Genomic DNA, 17,367 nt, shown 5'->3' with positions numbered 1-17,367 from the left:
CCGGAGCCTCCGCGGCGGCCGGTTTCGAGGCGAGACGCGGACGGCGATCCATGGCGGCGATCTCTTTCTTCGGCGATCTCCTTCAGACCATCAGCGACCGCGGTCGCGACCTCATCAGCTTCGGCCGCGGCGATCTCGCCGCACGGGCCAACGCCGCCGAGCTGGTCAAGCTCTGCGACGACCTGATCTCGCGCCGCGGCGAGGCATCGGGCGTCGCCCTCGCGCGGCTGATCCTCGACCGCTACGCGACGCTCGGCACCGACGAGCGCCACGCCTTCCTGCGCCTGATCGCCGTCGAGTTCGATGCCGACCACGACGCGGTCGACGCCGCGATCCAGGCCTATCGCTCGGACCCGACGCGGGCACGCCTCGGGCACCTGCACGAGGCGGCTGAGCCGCGCTCCCAGGAACTGATCCGCCGCCTCAACCTTGCCCGCGACGGCACGCTGAGCCTGGTCCGGATGCGCGAGGACCTGTTCGACCTGCGCCGCATCCTGCGCGACGAGGGCGAGCCCAACCTGATCGACGCCGCCGACAGCCTCGATTCGGACTTCGAGCACCTGTTCGCCTCGTGGTTCAACCGCGGCTTCCTGGTGCTGCGCCACATCGACTGGACGACGCCGGCTCACATCCTCGAGAAAATCATCCGCTACGAGGCAGTCCACGAGATCGCCGGCTGGGACGACCTTCGCCGCCGGATCGAGCCGGCGGACCGGCGCTGCTTCGCGTTCTTCCACCCGGCACTCGTCGACGAGCCGCTGATCTTCGTCGAGGTCGCGTTGACCAGCGCGATCGCGCCGGCGATCGCGCCGATCCTGTCGCAGGCGCGCGATCCGCTCCCGCTGAAATCCGCCACGACCGCGATCTTCTACTCGATCTCGAACTGCCAGAAGGGCCTGGCCGGCGTCACCTTCGGCAACTTCCTGATCAAGCAGGTGGTCGAGGACCTCGCCCGCGAGATCCCGACCCTGAAGACCTTCGTCACGCTCTCGCCGGTTCCGGGTTTCGCGCGCTGGCTCGATCGCGAGCGCCGGGCGGAAGCGCCGCAGGGCCTGACCCGCGACGACGTCGAGGCGCTTCGCCTGCTCGACGAGCCGGATTGGGCGACCGACAAGGCGAAGTCCGATGCCGTGCGCAAGGCGCTGCTGCCGGCGGCGGCCGCCTACTTCCTCCGCGCGAAGAACGAGCGGGGCCGCCCGCTCGACCCGGTGGCGCGCTTCCATCTCGGCAACGGCGCGCGCCTCGAGCGGATCAACTTCCTCGGCGACGTCTCCAGCAAGGGGTTGCGGCAATCCCATGGCCTGATGGTCAACTACCTCTACGACCTGTCGGCGATCGAGAAGAACCACGAGACCTATGCCAACCTCGGCACGGTCTCGGCGTCCGGCGCGGTCTCACGCGAGTTGCGCGCCAACCTGCCTCCGCCGCGTTCCGTCGCGCTCGCCGAGGCCTGAGGCGGGTGGACCGCCGCCGATCATCCGTTTCGCTGAGCGTTGTGTCATGACGAATCATCTCTTCGCGTTGATCCGCGGGGCCCTGCCGGCGGATCCGGCGGCCAGCACCTTCATCGAGACGCCCGACGGGCGCCGCTACAGCTACGCCGACATGCTCGCGCGCAGCGGGGCCTACGCGAACGCGCTGGTGTCCGCGGGCGTCCGCCCCGGCGACCGGGTCGCGGTGCAGGTGGAGAAGAGCGCCGAGGTGGTGTTCCTCTATCTCGGCGCAGTGCGCGCCGGCGCGGGGTTCCTGCCGCTCAACACCGCCTACACCGCCCCGGAGGTCGCCTACTTCCTCGGCGACGCCGAGCCCGCCCTGTTCGTCTGCGACCCGGCCAAGCGCGAGGCGCTGGTGCCGGTCGCCGGGGACGCCGGGACCACCCGCGTGCTCACCCTCGATGCCGCCGGCCGGGGCAGCGCCGCCGAGGCCGCGGACGCGCAGGGCTCGGAGTGCTCCGACGTGCCGCGGGATCCGGAGGATCTCGCCGCGATCCTCTACACCTCCGGCACCACCGGGCGCTCGAAGGGCGCCATGCTCAGCCACGACAACCTCGCCTCGAACGCGCGCACGCTGGTCGAGGCCTGGCGCTTCACCGCCGACGACGTGCTGATCCACGCCCTGCCGGTGTTCCACACCCATGGCCTGTTCGTCGCGATCAACACGGTGCTGGCGTCGGGGGGCAGCATGCTGTTCCTGCCGCGCCTCGACGCCGGGCTGATCCTCAAGCTGATGCCGCGGGCGACCAGCATGATGGGCGTCCCGACCTTCTACACCCGCCTGCTCAAGGATCCGGGGCTGACGCAGGCGGCGACCGCGCACATGCGGCTGTTCACCTCCGGCTCGGCCCCGTTGCTGGCCGAGACCCATGCCGCGTGGCGGGCCCGCACCGGTCACGCCATCCTCGAGCGCTACGGCATGACCGAGACCAACATGAGCACCTCGAACCCCTATGAGGGCGAGCGCATCGCCGGCACCGTCGGGTTCCCGCTGCCCGGCGTGGCCCTGCGCGTCGTCGACCCGGACACCGGCGCGCCGCTCGGCTCCGAGCAGGTCGGGATGATCGAGGTGAAGGGCCCGAACGTGTTCAAGGGCTACTGGCGCATGCCCGAGAAGACCGCGGCCGAGTTCAAGGTCGACGGCTTCTTCGTCACCGGCGATCTCGGCAAGGTCGACGCCCGCGGCTACGTCCACATCGTCGGGCGCGGCAAGGACCTGATCATCACCGGCGGCTTCAACGTCTACCCGAAGGAGGTCGAGGCCGAGATCGACGCGATGCCGGGCGTCGTCGAATCGGCGGTGATCGGCCTGCCGCACGCCGATTTCGGCGAGGGCGTCACTGCCATCGTGGTGGGTTCGAAGGACGCTCCGGACGAGGCGGCGGTGCTCGCCCATCTCGAAGGCCGCCTCGCCCGGTTCAAATGCCCGAAGCGGGTTCTCTTCGCCGACGACCTGCCGCGCAACGCCATGGGCAAGGTCCAGAAGAACGCCCTGCGGGATCGCCACGCCGATTTGTATCGCGACGCGTCGAAGACGTCCTGATCAGCAGGTTTCAGCCGGCGACCGAAGCGCGCGCGGCGTCGATCAGGTCGTTCGCAAGCGCCTCGTCGTCCACGGCCCGAGCCAAGACGACGGCGCCGACGAGGGTCGACAGCGTCGCCAGCGAACGCTGCCGGCGGCGCTCGCGCGAGGCCTTCGGCGTCAGGTCGGCAAGGATGGCGGCGAGGCGTTCGACCCCGTGGGTGAACCGCGCACGCACCGGGCTACCCGAGGGCTCCCGCGCGACGTCGTTGGCCAGGGTCGCGAGCGGGCACCCCTTCTCGGGCGCCTGGACGTGCCCGAGCGACAGGTAGTTCCCGACTAGGCTGTCGAGGTTGCCGCGGTATTCCTCCTTGATCGCGCACTCGAAGGCTTCGGCGGCCAGGGCGTCCTTGTTGGCGAATTGGCCATAGAACCCGCCATGCGTCAGGCCGGCCGCCCCCATGATGTCGGCGACCCCGACGCCGTGAAGGCCGCGCTGGCGGAACAGCGCCGACGCCACCTCGACGACGCGCTGCCGGTTCAGCCGCGCCTGCTCCTGAGACACCCTCGGCATCTTCGTCACCTCGTTTCACGGGCGGCCGCCGCGCAGTCCGGCGGACGATACGCTAACGCGTAGCATCTGATATGGATGCGACGGGTCATCTAAAGCAGTCCACGGTCGCGCTATCGTCAGACGCTTCCACCGCATTGGTCGTTGCCGCCAGCACGAGGTACCGCCCGTTCGACCGTCTGCGGGTTAGAGTGAGCAGCTTGTCACGCTTCTTCAGACGTCATGGCATCACGCGAAAAAAACACTGGGCACGCGACCGAGCAGGATTGGGAGGACGGGAAAGCCGCCCGCATAGGGTGGTTCGAGGGGCAACTTGACCTCGACCCAGACGCCCTCGTGTTCCTTGACGAAACCGCGGCCAACACCAGCATGGTCCGGCGCTACGGACGCGCCCCGCGCGGCGAGCCTTTCGGGTTCGCGGCGCCGTTTCGACATTGGACGACAACCACTGTCAAGGCCGCCCAGCGCACCTGCGGTCTGATCGCGACCGCGCTTTTCGACGGGGCCACGAATGGCAACTGCTTCCGTGCCTACGTCGTCAAAACGCTGGACCCTGCACTGAGGCAGGGCGACACCGTCATCCTCGACAACTTCTCGACCCGCAAAAGCAAAGACGTGCGCGAGGCCATGGAGGCCGCCGGTACCCCGCTGCTATACCTGCTGCTCTACAGCCCCTGATATCAACCCGATCGAGAGGGCCTTCGCCAAGCTGAAGACTGTGCTCTGATTGGCTGCAAAGCGCTTCGTTGCAGACCTTTGGGACGTCATCAGAAACGCCTTCAACGCCTTATAATCAGGGAATGCCGAAAATACATCGCTGCCGCGGAATACGACGCTTATGATGCAACCCAATCAGATGCTGCTCTAATGCAGCATTGTCATGCATGCCGGCGACAGCCAGCTTTTCTTCTCTTCCGCCGGCTTCAGCTCGCGCTCCAGCGATGCATCCATACCACTGTACTTGGCCTCCAACTCGTACAGCGTCACACTACTGATGCTGTGCAGAGACGTGATGGTCCCTCAGTGCCACGACTACGGCACCGTCGGGCCCCACTCCAGCTTGACGGGAAGCACTCCCGCTCAAGTTGATGGCCGACGTGGCCCGGGGCATGCCCAGGGTCACGTTGCCATTCACTTAAACACCAGTCATGTACTTCAAAGACTCTAAGTCTGAGTAGTAACAAGTCGGGACGACGTCAGAACTCAAGCTCAGACCAGTAGCGTCTGAGGATCGTACATTATCAAGACAAACAAAAATGTCATATTATCCAACATCAAAACTTACTATAGGCAGCAGAGCACTTAGCGCCGGAAAACGCGACGCCACATACTTGGTCGACGGCGGCGGTTTTCTAACCAAAATGCCAGCTTAATTCGAATACCAAATAAGCGTGCTTTAGCGGAGATGTCCGCAGGAGGCACAACAAGGCGGTTTACAGATAAGCGCCCGCCTTCCATCCTCCATTCAGCAACTACAAAATTAGCACCTCTTGGAAAAATAAACAGTAGACGATCGACAGCTTCTGAAAGCAGTTCGATCTGCCCGTTTGCTAGCTGAAAAGGGCGAAAGTTCCACACTCCCCAGCTTGAGGGGACAAGCGCGCTGGCTACACGCGAGGGATCATTATCGAAATTCCTGGCGCGAATCACGGCCGAGCGGCTACCATGCCGTTGCGGAGCACGGATATAAATGAGGTCAGGTATCGATCCGATCATCATCGCCTCCATCGCCGCAAGCTTATCCGCAAAGAAAGCGGAAAGATCTTGATAGAGTGGCAGGTTTTCCGTCCTTGACCACCAGACATGATGCTGGCGATGCAAGTGATCAGCAATAGTTCCAATTTTGAACGGGACTTCTCTCATCAATGAAAAGGGCATGTCGACTAAAGCCAACCCCACATTGTTTTCTAGAAGGCGACGTAGCAGCACGGCTTCTGGGTTGAAGAACACTTGTTCAATATTATGATTAAGCGCGCTGAATGTGGTCGCATAGATCCCCATCTCGCGCAGTGGCCCGAGCGCGATCTGGTCGTTAATGCCTTTGGAGTGGAATTGGCGCGGAACGTAGACTGTGCCCGCAAGAAGATCGCCCTCGTCGCTAATTCGCACTAGCATCTCTTTAAGCGACAGTTCGCTGTAAAGATCGGGCCGAATGCGTAGCACATAATCGTACTCGCCGGCATTTTCCATCATTAGTTCATGCGCCTGCTCCATGCCGTAAAACATGGCGAGGCTGCCAGCGTCGCGACCGGGCTTAATATTTGGCTCAGTGATCGCAATCCGCCGTTCCATCGCGACGAAGCTACGCCGATTCTCGAAACGGTAAGCGCGTGGCTTTAATTCATCAATTATTAGTGCCTCGCTGGTATTATGCCAGCCGTGCAGGTAGATATCGCAATCTACACCTGAAAGAAAGCCGAGAAGATGACGCACCTGCTGTTCAGGCGTGCGGTGAATTATGTGCCGAAATTCACCACTTATACAAACCGCGATTTTTTTCTTTAGCCATGCAGCGTGGTGTGACGAAATTGTGGCAACAAAACTTGGCAGCGCCTTCAGCTCAGGCAAATAGCGCGTACTGAAAAAGGGAGGCTCAAGTCGTATGAATGGCAATTTATAATAATTGAAGAGCGGCAGTAATGTACTAATATCGCGCGGTGTCAGAATGTTTAGAAGATATTCGTTGCCGAATAGAGAGAAGGGCAGTTCGTCGAGTCGAAACCGGGCTGCGACTTCTGAAGGCAGAAACTGGTCTATTACGATTTTGAAGTCGATGAAATTATACTCGGACGCGTGACTTTGTTGAAGATACAGGTAATAAAGAATGTTCTCAAAATAATCAATTTGGCTTTGGTTGAGATGCCCGATTCGCTCAAAAAAAGCGCGGCCCAAACGGTTTTGAACCATGTCAATAACTTTGGTCGTTTCATAGAACCAGTGAAAATATTCCATGTACCAGCGATTAGGCGGAGCGATGCCGAGAGCTGCCGCCGCGTTGCGCGTCACCTGATGGCCGGTGGATCGCTCCCACAATAGTCCGCGTGGGCCGGTGTTTGTGTAAAAGACATACCGCTGGGTGCGGTAGTTTTCCAAAAGATCCATCATTAGAAATGGTTTATGAAACAGGCTCTCGCTATCCAATACCAACGACCATGCGGTCTGAACGCTACTTAAGGCGCCAAGCTTTTTCAGTGTTTGAAATGTGAACTTGCCGATCCGGTGCAGAAAGGCAGAAGGCTTTTCGGTGATACCAAAACCCGCAAGAATGTCGTCGGTCACCAGAATCCGCGAACGCACCATTGGATAACGCGCGAGCAACTCGGCGAACATTGGCTCATTAACCGCTTCGACTACCAGCAGTAGTTCAACTCGGTCGAGGTCGCAGCAATGCTCGTTGAGGCTCGCCACCATGAGCCCAAACTGTAGAAAATGCTTCTCGAAGCTGGGCGTAACGATCGTAAGAGCGTTAGAGTAATCGAATGATGAGGCGTTCAAAATAATCGTTCCTAAGCTTGTTGAGGACGTGTTAGCCGTGACTCGCTCCCTGGAACTCCTCTGGTCATAAAAGAAGTCCGGGTTTAGTATGATGCCCGAAGCGGCAATGTTGCACGAGCCGCCCGACCGCACCGGCGGGCATTAGTCCACCGGTGGGGTCGCTGGTGGGTTTAGTCGTCGCGTAGAGTCGCAGCACCGAGCGGGCATGACCAGAATTGATCAACGCAGATAACTAATTGAGCCGGACAGCGCTCGGTACATCAAGTTATTGGACCGGTCGGGCACTTGAACCTTCATCTTAGCTGCCTTAGCTGGGACGGAGAGGGTTTTGACCATACAGGTGGTGAAAGCGGTTACGGGAATACGGGACATGAAACGGCTTTCACGCTTGAGCGATCCAAACAGACCCAACGCGGTGGATACGGCGCAACCACCCTGACGGTGGCCTGCCCCCATCCGGTGGCCCAGGTACAACGTTAGCGCATAGTCTGTCGTGTGACGATGGCAGAGCGAGCGGACGGCATTGATCGGCTTGGTTCGGTTGGCCAGATGACGACCTTTGGCACCCCTGGCTGGTAGCCGAGCGACGATTGCGGTCTGTGGGTGGTATCGCACATCCGCCATTGCTCGATCACCACTGGGGCCTGGGATTATCGAGAATCTTGTATGGGGGCGGCCGGTTAATCATCAATTCGCCGTGGCTCGGGTGAAGCCCTCGCCGAAGATGACGGCGAACCGCGACTTGGCCATGACCCACTCACGCGGGCCCAACTTGTACTCGTTGTCGAATCGGTTCAAGACCGAGTAGAGCAGCTTCAGCACGGCTTCGTTGGTCGGGAACTGACCCCGGGCGCGCGGACCGGCGCAGCGTGGCGTTCAGGGCCTCGATGGCGTTCGTGGTGTACAGGATCCGCCGGACCTCGCCCGGAAAAATAAGAACGGGATCACTTTGCTCCAGGCTCTTCGCCAGTTCTGGGCGATGGCTGGGTATTTCCGGCTCCATTTGCCTGACTCGAAAGCCGTCGAGGCTGCTTCGCAGGTGGCGGGGTCGAGCGGGCGAAGATGTCTTTGAGCGCAGGCACCACGGCCTTGCGGAGCTTGTAGGAGACGTGTCGAGGCTGTGACGCAGGAGGTGGACTATGCATATCTGGACCATCGCCTCGGCGGTGGTGCGCTGCTCGTTGAACCCGACCTCGGTGTTGGCGAGCGTGCGCCCCGCCGCGGTGTGAGCGCTTGCCGCTGCCCGGAGGCCGCTGCGGACCGCGTCCACTATGCTGGAGGCCTTGAAGGCCGGGCAGTTCGACGTACTGTTCGCTTTGAAGCGATCGAAGAAATCGACCCGCTTCCGCGCCTTCGCAAGGGCCTGGACGGTGCGGGCGACTCCTCGAACATCGACAAGGCACTCCCGCTAGAAGCCGCAGTGGCCTGCCTCCTGAAAAGTGATCCTCCCTGAGGTATGGCTTCGAGCCATTTGGAGGATGTTTCATGGGACGGAAGAAGCATACGGCTGAAGAGATCGTCGCCAAGTTGCGCCAGGTTGATGTATTGGTCTCGCAGGGCCGCAAAGTTGCTGAAGCAATCCGGTCCATCGAGGTGACCTAGGTCACGTACTACCGCTGGCGTTCCGAGTACGGCGGTCTGAAGGGTGACCAGGTCAAGCGGCTGAAGTCTCTGGAGACGGAGAATCAGCGTCTTCGTTGGGCGATCTCGGATCTGACCCTGGAGAAGCTTATCCTGAAGGAGGCAGCCTCGGGAAACTTCTTCTCTGTTCGGGGTTCATCGGTCAACTCTCTTTCGTGCGCATCCTGGTTCGGCGCGTGAACGGTCCTGTGGAGTTCTTGCTTCTCTCCGAGGTCGGCGTGGGCCGCCTCATGATGGGATCAGAGGGAGTGGGCGGAGCCATCTAAGCCGCGCGCTCGGCAGATCCGACGCTCGAGTTTCCTCGGTCTCACCCGCTCCCGTCGTCCCCACAGGGACCTCCTCCACGCCGGAGGAGCTCGGTGTTGCGTTATGCTGGTGTGCGGGCCTCAGGCCGCCGTGACGGTCGCGGCCGACCAGCGAAAGTCCGTCTCGTCGCGCCACATGCGGTGCAGCACGATTGCCAGCTTGCGGGCGACGGCCACGAGCGCCTTCTGCATGCCCCGGCGCTTGGCCACCGCCAGTCCCCAGACCTTCAGCGAGGACCACCGGCCGCGCGGGCTGGTCAGCAGGACGAGTGCGGCTTCATACAGCGCGGCACGCATCATCGTGTCCCCGCACTTCGAGATCCGTCCGATCCTCATCGTCTCGCCTTACTGGTAGAGCCGCGGCGTCAGGCCGTAATGCGCTCCGACGCATTGCGAGCGTCCGAAACGAGCCGGATTGTCGACGCAGGTGCGGTAGGTCAACGCCACGATCGGCCCGACGCCGGGCGCGGTCATCAGCCGCCGGCAGATCGGATCGGTACGGACCTGATCCAACAGCATCTTGTGCAGCTTGGCGAGCTGGGTCCGCAGCGCGGAGCGTGCCTCCAGCAGCGGCAGGACCACGGCCGCGACGAACGGCAGATCGAGCACGAGGTCGCGCACGCGCTGCTCGAACCCGGCAGCCCCCACGACGCCGACCTTGAGGCCGAAGTTGCGCAACTGGCCGCGCAGGTCGCTCTCGATGTCGTAGGCTTTGCGCTGCAGGAGCTTGCGCGAGGTCAGGAGCAGGCGCCGTTGCTGGCTGGCCGGCGTCTTGACGTGGACCGGCTTTTACAGGCCGACCCGCATCATCTGGGCGATGCCCATGGCGTCGTTGCGGTCGGTCTTGTTGATGCGCGCCGAGAGGGCGGCATGCATGTGACGGGTCTCGACGCAGATCGCCGGGAGCCCGGCCTCGACCAGGCCGGCGTAGAGCCAAGGCGAGAGCGGCCCCGCCTCCAGGCCGACCCGCCCGTAGCTGTGCCCGAGGTCGATGAGATGCCGGCTGATAACTTCGGGATGGCTCTCGACGGTGGCGCGGTGCACGACCTTGCCGTGGGGATCGACGATGCAGATCGCGGTCTCCTTCACGGAAACATCGAGGCCGACGTGGTGCTGCTGGTCCATGGCAGGGCTCCAAGGTTGGATCGAAGCACCATCATGCCGCTTCCACAGCGCGACGCACCCCGAATACCCCATCTGAGCTCGGCTCGCCGCCGGGCTTGTGTCGCTTACGTAGTTGCCGAGCACGGTGTGTCCGAACGTTTCGCCTGCCGCGTCCTGGGGCAGCGTCGTTCGACGCAACGCAAGGTCGCCGTCCTAGTCGAGGACGAGGCCGCTCTAACGGCTGCCATCGTTGCTTTGGCTCTCCAGTACGGGCGCTACGGCTACTGTCGAATTACGGCCTTGCTCCGGCGTGACGGCTGGACGGTGAACGTGAAGCGCGTCGAACGCATCTGGCGCCGTGAAGGGCTGAAGGTCCCGGCTCGCCAACCAAAGCGGGCACGCCTTTGGCTGAACGACGCCTCCTGCCTTCGCTTGCGGCCCGAGCGGCCTGACCACGTCTGGTCCTACGACTTCGTCGAGCACCGCACGCACAATGGGCGCAAATACCGGATGTAGAACGTCATCGATGAACCGAAGGACCGCGCAGCGAGTTCACACGCGAGTGCCCGGCCACCCGGGTCACCCGTAAGCTGAAGGCGCTGGGCGTGATTGATGTGCTTTCGAATCTGTTCAGTTTGCGCGGGGTGCCCGGTCATGTCGGTTCGGACAACGGGCCGGAGTTCATTGCCAAGGCTGTACAGGACTGGATCGCGGCGGTTGGATCGACGACCGCCTACATCGAACCGGGCAGTCCGTGCGAGCACGGATATTGCGAGAGCTTCAACGCGAAGCTGCGTGATAAATTCCTCAACGGCGAGGTGTTCTACACCCTCGAGGAGGCCAGCGTCGTGATCGAACAATGGCGGCGGCACTACAATAGCATCCGGCCGCACTCGTCGCTCGGCTACCACCCGCCTGCGCCGGAGGTCGTCATTTGGCCAACGGAACCGAGCAGCTCAGCGCCGCTCGCACAACCCGCCATCGTCACGCGATCGACGATGCACTAACTTCGAAACTGGGCTACCGAATGGGGGCAGGCCAGTTCACCGACCAGCTCCGCCGGCCAAGCTACCTGTAGCCGCACGGCTTACTGAGAAATAACTTCACTATTGGTTCACCTCGTGGGGGCCGATCGGCGACAGTCACAAATTTAGAAAACTTACACATCTAGTTTTCTAGGAATTACTGCTTTTCCAACAATACCTGGTCGATTCCAAAATCAGCGTATTGATCTACCATGACACGAAACTCTACGTTCTCAGTCGTCGATTTTAATGTAAACCTTGAGGTGACCTCGGTAGCCACTTTGCTCATAAAAAATTTTTTGTTCGATCGAATTATTTTCTTACTTCCATTACAGGTAATGTCGAATCTTGAACAGCCGAAAGTTCGATTATAGTACAATTTCCAGGTGACGCGATAGTCTCCTCGCTCCAACGCGATGTAAGGACCAAAACACAAGACGCCCATTTTTGCTCCCGTTTGCAGAAGACCAGTAACGGATTGATCAATGCGCGTATTCAACCCCCCACCTCCACCCCGGAACGAGCGGCATGGGCGGATCTCGGCATCAATGCTGCGTTCTTGGATCGTTACGCCGGTGATCACCAACTCATCTATCGCGCGAGTTTCACAAAGTATTTCGAATCTCTCCCCGGCCTTGCCCAGGATATCGAAAGCGATCTCGATTTGTGAATCCGTCATTGAAGGTTGGTCAATATAAGTATTAGACAGCACAGTTCTCCCATCGTCCAGTGTGGCTTTGAATTCCAACCAGCCAATTCCTTTGGCGAGGGATACATGGATGACAGCTTTATACTGACCAGGCGGTAACTTGATATGGGGACCGAAAATAGCTAAGCCATCTTCCCGCCTTGTTGCTATGTATCCGACTCCCTTTATGCCAGTCTTGGTCGACAATTGATTGGTCGTCAGCTGCAAGGGAAACCTAACATTGTGCCCGTTTTGGTATATTAGTAGATTATCTTGGAGTATCTTGTCGCGAGGCTCGGATTTTGAGGACGCCATTGCGATCCAGTCAACGCGGTTGACGCAGATAATGTTATTGAGATCCTGGCGGAGTGCTTCGTCGTATTTCTCAAAAATCAATCCAGCAGAAATAATATCGCAAACATTGAAATTATCGATTAATATCTCATTCGATAGTACTATCGAAGTGTCATCATTGTGATAGTTGAGACGAAGATCAGCAAAATGTTTTGTAAAAACATTGTACATAACGTGCTGTTCGACGGCCAGCCTTGGAACGATGGTTCGCTCTTCATAATTTGAGTGAGGGGGCACGTCGTGAGTCTTGTAATAAACGCTGTCGGCGAAGGTCATAGCCGGCACATCCCAGAGCGCTTGCACATCCTCTCTCAACCCAAAATGAAACCAATCGCTGAAATGCAAGGGTAATCGCTCGTGCGTATAAGGATTGAGGGTATACAACCAGGATATGAGAACTCGTTGCTGCAGAACCGCCGCACGGCCTCGTGGCAGTGACATGCCCTGGATAAATTGATCGAGGAACTGACGGCTTGAAAAAACGACATCGCTTCTGATCCGAAGGACAAATTTACTGTTTGCCCGCGCGAGACCATTCCTGGCTGCACTAATTTGAAGGTTGACGTTATTTGGGCGCTTCAAAAATGATTTGATCGGCGGCAAAGGCAATGCGCCCTCAGACAGGGAGATCTCATTGCAACATGCATCCAGGGTTTTAAATGCTATCTGTAGTTGAGTATTATCCCTAAATTCGTCAGAAAGTCGAAACGAATGCGATTTTATTTCTGGTTCGACTCGAACTAAACAATCTGTTATGGATATAGAAAATATGATTTCTGATTTTGTAAATAAGTCTCGCCAGTGTTGGCTATGTACAGCGGCTTCAATGAGGTTGGACGCAAATATCGGGCCTTGTATGACGATGCTTATCGTTCCATCTTCGTCCCAATTTATATCGGGTTCGATTGAACTACTTTGCATTTCATCGGTGCCTTCGTCTGTCGTGGTGATGGCGGCCGCGCGGAGAAGGTGGTCTACGTAAGACAACTAGGGCGAGGGATGAATTGACATGGTGGCTCGAGACACGAGGTGCGCCGCAGGTAGGCAGGACTGGCTTGTTTAGCCGGCACAAGACAATTGCTCGCCCCATCGGACGGTCGTCTCGTTGGCGTTCCTGTCGCAACGCCAATTATCCGAAGCTCAGGGAAATCTGTTGTCTGCGCCCCGCGGACGCTCCGTCTGCAGCAGAGCTTCGTACTCTGATGGGACCCCGCAGAACGTGATCCGGTCGGTGGACACCAGCCGGTAGTGGATCCTTTTTCCGATGGCAATCAGGCGATTGTACAGCGGCGCGACGTAGAGTTCCGGAGCCGACGGTGCCTCGCGCTCGCGGCTTAGCGCCCACAGGAAGTCCTTTGCTGCGGCGAAGTGGTACAATCCATTGCAGCATAGATCTGAGATCGGGTCCTTCTCAGTCGTCCTAGCGACCAACGGTTCGTCCGCCCCTGCTTCCGGACCGACATAAGACCAATTGGCACCCGTGCCGCGGAAGACTTCAAGGTATCCAGCGGAACGCTCGTACCAAAGGGCGTCGGGGAACGCGAAATCTTTGCGGAAGGTGTCGATGTTGAAGATCGTCATCGGCTCGTCGCACGCGGCCCCGGCGCGGAGAAAGCCCAATTCCACGCTTTCAGCCTGCCCCGAGGTTTCGTGGTCCAGCATCACAATGCGCGCATCAGCGATCCCTAGGGTGGCGCATTCCGCTCGTAGGAAAGACTCGGTGCCCATGATCGGGCGCCCGATGAACAGGAATGGCGTCGTGGAAAACAGCGCCGAGAAGCTGCCGACGGCATGCGCGAAGACTGTGCTTCCATGCAGCGAAAGCATGTACTTCGGCCGGTCGTAACCCGCCGCCGTGAAGCGGCTGGAGAGCCCGGCCATCGGGATGACGATCATAGTGCGGCCTTATCGAGTTCGGAATAAAGGCGCAGACTGCTGGCGATGAAGGCTCGCTGCCGTTCGGGCCGGTCGGCGTGCAGCGGCAGCATGGACAGGAATAGGCCCGTGGTCAGCGCACGAACCTCGCTGCTGCTGGAGACTACTGAGCCAACCCGCAACTCGGCGAGCGCCCGCTGCAACCAAGCGTGGTGCGTGTTGGTCTCGAACAGGATCTCGAAGCTGTAGGTGTCGTCCTGGCGAAGATTGTAGCGGCCGGCGATGATGTGATCGTAGCAGCCGGCGATCGAGTGAGACAGTTTCGCGAGGTCGTAGCGCAGGTCGCCGAACTGCGACGGCACGCCCTGCCTCACGTAACCACGCGGATCGATGACCGAGATCCGGCCGGCGCGCGAGTTGTAGAGGATGTTGCTGAAGCAGAAGTCCCCGTGCATCACCGTTTCAGGGCGCCCTGAACGGAGGTCGATGAGGGCCACCGTCTCCTCGACGATGCGAAGCAGGGACGGGAGTGGGCGGCCGTCGAGGCGGGTAGGCCGATCGATGTCGAAGCCTGTCTCACGCGCATATCGCTCCAGCCGCGCGAGGGTCTTGTCTACGGCCAGTTCCGCCAGCGCCGCATCGCCAGATCCAGGCCCAGAACGGCCAGCGCAGGCGTCGAGGAATTCCTGGCAGGATTGCAGGATGTTGCGCCACGTGGGACGGCCGATTGAGGAAAACACGAACAGCTCCGACAGCGTCGGCGCGTACTGGTACTCAGTGTTGTAAAACAAGCCATTCTCGTCCTGTCCATCGCCTAGGAACCGGGCACTATAAGGCTGAATCTCCGGCGGCAGGTTGCGGAACCAGGAGGCCTCCGCAGTCATCTTCTCGCCGTCGCGGCTTGTCTTACGCACAATGCGCGGGCCGATCTGCACGGTGTTAAAGTTCCGCGCCGTGTTGATCTGCCGTCGGGAGCGGAAATAACTCTGGATGTGACCAAAGTCGCGCCACCGCGTGACCGGGACCGCCCGTAGGCTTCGCTCCTGAGCATACAAGTTCAACCCTTTGATGAAGTCGCCGCGCGCCCGGGTGATAGAGCGGATGAGCAACGTTGTGCTGCCGAGGGTGAAGTAGCCACAAGCGATCGGGCGACCCTCTTCGTGCCCGGTGCCGGGGGCAATCACCTCCAGCCCTATGACCCCTCCATCTTCTAAGTCGATGGCCGCCCAGGAGTAATCATCGCCTTCTCCGTGGGAGGCGATTGCATCCACTGCCTCAGCCGGAACGTCCTCGATAAGTGTGTCGCCGTGCAGGATAGTAACCGGCCCGTGCGGCGCGCCGACGTAATTGAGTGCGTAGACGATTGACTCACCGAGGCACAGCTCGTCCGGCACGGGCACGAGGAGGATACCTAGCGCCTTTAGGCGCGTCATGTCATGAGGCTGCGGCTGGAAGCTCGCAGGGATCGTGAGATGGATCAGGTCGCTGGACTTTAGATGTGCGACCTGCATTTCGTAAAGCCGAGCCGTACCCATCGGCAGGAAGGCTGGCGGAATTTGCCCGAACTCCGCGACGAGTTCTTGGTTAACGTAAGCCGCCGAGGTTATGAGTTGTAGGCTTGCCATGGTCTTAAGCCTTCGTCCGAAACAACGCCTGGATTTCATCAGGCGTGAGGGACACGAACTCGGACGGCCGCACAGCTCGGTCGTCGACGTAGAAGCCATCAAGTCCGCACCACGGTTTGCCGACATAAATCTCGTCGTAGGGAACAGCGTGCTCGTGCAGCCAAGCGATGATGACAGGCAGAGTCTGCGCGTTGATCTTGCCGATGGAGTTGTTGTGGGTTCGCATGTTGCGCGCTGTCTGGATGATGATCTCAAAGCCCATGGCCTTGTACGCATGCAACTTCGCAACCAGCGGCAGATTGGGCTCCTTGTCGGCGTAGGAACGCGTCGCATCGGGCACGGTCAGGGTGTCGTCGAGATCGATCACAAGACGCTTCAACGAACTTCCTCATATGTGGGTACGGCTTGGGACACGAATATAAGACGCCAACCTTTGCCGCAATACCCGTTGCCGTCGAGGGCAGGAGGCCTCCCTAGTGAAGGCCATGCGCCACGCGTATGGGGATGTCGAAGCGAATCATGCGCGATGAAGGAACGGGATTCCTGGCTTCGGTGACGACCTCTTGGTGCTGGAAGCCGTGGGGCGTTCACCGAGCAACCGGCCGGCCCCGCCTTCGCCACAGCAACCTTCTGAAGAGCGCTGCGCCGGCATCGCAGCAACAACCTGTATCATCAGTTCATGACAGGGTGCAGACAGCGACCGGAGCGAGCCTGCCTTTCTCGCGGCGGCCCTTGCGACAACGATCTGCCAATGCTTCAACCAATGCAGGCGGCTGGTCACCTCCCTGAGAAGGAGATCGTTGCCGCGGGAACGGGGCGGCGATCCGACTTGAACTTGAACCCCGCGGGATGACCGCGTACACGATTTTGTGATCGGGGCTGTGCGGGGGGGCGTGATTGTTGAATTCAATCACGCGGGCCGAGCTTTTTTTTGTGCGGCTACGTGGGCGCCTTTTTCTCGGCGGCAGTCGCTTCGGGGGTGTCGGCGAGTCCCTACCCTCTTCAAAGCACGCTGTGAATGAGCAAGTTCCATGGCGAGTGCGTGGGCGACCATGACTCACCGACTGTGCCGCGCTTTTCACAAATTCTTCAAGCATCCTGAACCCTGGAAAGGGGTGGATACCATGTCCAAGAGCCCGTCCGAGTAATGCTTTCGATGGCGAGGTCAGAGGGTGATTCACTCGGCTCACGGCCAGGGTGTTTCGCTCCTGGGATGTGGATCAGGGCTGGTTGCTGCCGCCCTCGCTGCACGAGTTCGTGCCGCCCGGGCACCTGGCGCACTTCGTCCGCGACACGGTGCTAGAAGCGCTCGACCTCTCGGCCATCCTCGACACCTACACCGAGGAGCGCGGCTACTCGCCCTACCATCCGGGGACGATGGTGGCGCTGCTGCTCTACGGCTACAGCCGCGGCCTGTGCTCCTCGCGTTAGCTCGCCCGGGCCTGCGAGGAACGGGTCGACCTCATGGCGGTGCCCAGGCTGAACCGGCCGGACTTCCGCACCATCGCCAACTTCCGCAAGCGCCGCCTCGTGGCCCTGTCGGACCTGTTCGTGCAGGTGCTGCGCCTGTGCCGTGCGGCTGGTCTGGTCCAGTTCGCCCACGTGGCGGTGGACGGGACCAAGGTGAAGGCCAACGCCTCCCGCCACAAGGCGATGAGCTACGGACGCA

11 protein-coding genes and 5 pseudogenes are annotated in these 17,367 nt (G+C 60.3%); 6 read left to right on the top strand and 10 right to left on the bottom strand.

The features are described from left to right. Positions 1-50 precede the first annotated feature (50 nt). Positions 51-1,454 (top strand): malonyl-CoA decarboxylase, encoded by a 1,404-nt coding sequence (locus MKK60_RS04095; protein WP_243984019.1) that lies wholly within the window; start codon positions 51-53, stop codon positions 1,452-1,454. 46 nt (positions 1,455-1,500) lie between these two features. Further along, positions 1,501-3,036 (top strand): malonate--CoA ligase, encoded by a 1,536-nt coding sequence (locus tag MKK60_RS04090; RefSeq protein ID WP_243984018.1) that lies wholly within the window; start codon positions 1,501-1,503, stop codon positions 3,034-3,036. Positions 3,037-3,046: 10 nt separating this feature from the next. Here MKK60_RS04090 and MKK60_RS04085 read toward each other — a convergent pair whose 3' ends face one another. Further along, the gene (locus tag MKK60_RS04085) at positions 3,047-3,589 is read right to left on the bottom strand and encodes a TetR family transcriptional regulator (protein WP_243984017.1); all 543 of its coding nucleotides are present in this window, start codon (positions 3,587-3,589) and stop codon (positions 3,047-3,049) included. 176 nt (positions 3,590-3,765) lie between these two features. Here MKK60_RS04085 and MKK60_RS04080 point away from each other — a divergent pair. Then, positions 3,766-4,435, top strand: a pseudogene (locus tag MKK60_RS04080) (IS630 family transposase); the annotation flags it as partial. A 15-nt stretch (positions 4,436-4,450) separates the two neighbouring features. Here MKK60_RS04080 and MKK60_RS28395 read toward each other — a convergent pair. The 4 genes from MKK60_RS28395 to MKK60_RS04065 form a co-directional block, all read right to left on the bottom strand. Continuing rightward, positions 4,451-4,573, bottom strand: coding sequence for a hypothetical protein (locus MKK60_RS28395; protein WP_279603970.1), 123 nt, complete (start codon positions 4,571-4,573; stop codon positions 4,451-4,453). 315 nt (positions 4,574-4,888) lie between these two features. Continuing rightward, positions 4,889-6,997 (bottom strand): hypothetical protein, encoded by a 2,109-nt coding sequence (locus MKK60_RS04075; protein ID WP_243984016.1) that lies wholly within the window; start codon positions 6,995-6,997, stop codon positions 4,889-4,891. A gap of 771 nt (positions 6,998-7,768) precedes the next feature. Beyond that, the gene (locus tag MKK60_RS28640; RefSeq protein WP_409567363.1) at positions 7,769-7,903 is read right to left on the bottom strand and encodes a hypothetical protein; all 135 of its coding nucleotides are present in this window, start codon (positions 7,901-7,903) and stop codon (positions 7,769-7,771) included. Then, positions 7,839-8,237 (bottom strand): transposase, encoded by a 399-nt coding sequence (locus MKK60_RS04065; RefSeq protein WP_409567362.1) that lies wholly within the window; start codon positions 8,235-8,237, stop codon positions 7,839-7,841. Before MKK60_RS04065 ends, MKK60_RS28640 begins: the two co-directional genes overlap by 65 nt. A 329-nt stretch (positions 8,238-8,566) precedes the next feature. Here MKK60_RS04065 and MKK60_RS04060 point away from each other — a divergent pair. Continuing rightward, positions 8,567-8,848, top strand: a pseudogene (locus MKK60_RS04060) (transposase); the annotation flags it as partial. Positions 8,849-9,108: 260 nt separating this feature from the next. Here the strand turns inward: MKK60_RS04060 and MKK60_RS04055 are convergent. Further along, positions 9,109-10,152, bottom strand: a pseudogene (locus tag MKK60_RS04055) (IS110 family transposase). 72 nt (positions 10,153-10,224) lie between these two features. On the opposite strand from MKK60_RS04055, the pseudogene MKK60_RS04050 reads away from it, so the two are divergent. After that, positions 10,225-11,138, top strand: a pseudogene (locus MKK60_RS04050) (IS3 family transposase); the annotation flags it as partial. 175 nt (positions 11,139-11,313) lie between these two features. Here MKK60_RS04050 and MKK60_RS04045 read toward each other — a convergent pair. From MKK60_RS04045 to MKK60_RS04030, 4 genes are all read right to left on the bottom strand, one after another. Next, positions 11,314-13,185, bottom strand: coding sequence for a WavE lipopolysaccharide synthesis family protein (locus tag MKK60_RS04045; RefSeq protein ID WP_243984015.1), 1,872 nt, complete (start codon positions 13,183-13,185; stop codon positions 11,314-11,316). Positions 13,186-13,338: 153 nt separating this feature from the next. Further along, positions 13,339-14,094: a capsular biosynthesis protein gene (locus tag MKK60_RS04040; protein WP_243984014.1), complete on the bottom strand. Its 756-nt coding sequence runs from the start codon at positions 14,092-14,094 to the stop codon at positions 13,339-13,341. Further along, positions 14,091-15,698 (bottom strand): aminoglycoside phosphotransferase family protein, encoded by a 1,608-nt coding sequence (locus tag MKK60_RS04035; protein WP_243984013.1) that lies wholly within the window; start codon positions 15,696-15,698, stop codon positions 14,091-14,093. The genes MKK60_RS04040 and MKK60_RS04035 overlap by 4 nt, the downstream gene beginning before the upstream one ends. A gap of 4 nt (positions 15,699-15,702) precedes the next feature. After that, on the bottom strand, positions 15,703-16,077 hold the full coding sequence (locus tag MKK60_RS04030) for a capsular biosynthesis protein (protein WP_243984012.1): 375 nt from the start codon (positions 16,075-16,077) through the stop codon (positions 15,703-15,705). 818 nt (positions 16,078-16,895) lie between these two features. Between MKK60_RS04030 and MKK60_RS04025 the strand changes: the two are divergent. Further along, positions 16,896-17,367 (top strand): annotated as a pseudogene (locus MKK60_RS04025) (transposase); the annotation flags it as partial.

The sequence above is a fragment of the Methylobacterium sp. J-092 genome (assembly GCF_022829325.1).
Classification (GTDB): Bacteria; Pseudomonadota; Alphaproteobacteria; order Rhizobiales; family Beijerinckiaceae; genus Methylobacterium.
Note: the sequence above shows the minus strand (reverse complement) of the source record. Positions and strands in the feature narration are given on the sequence as shown.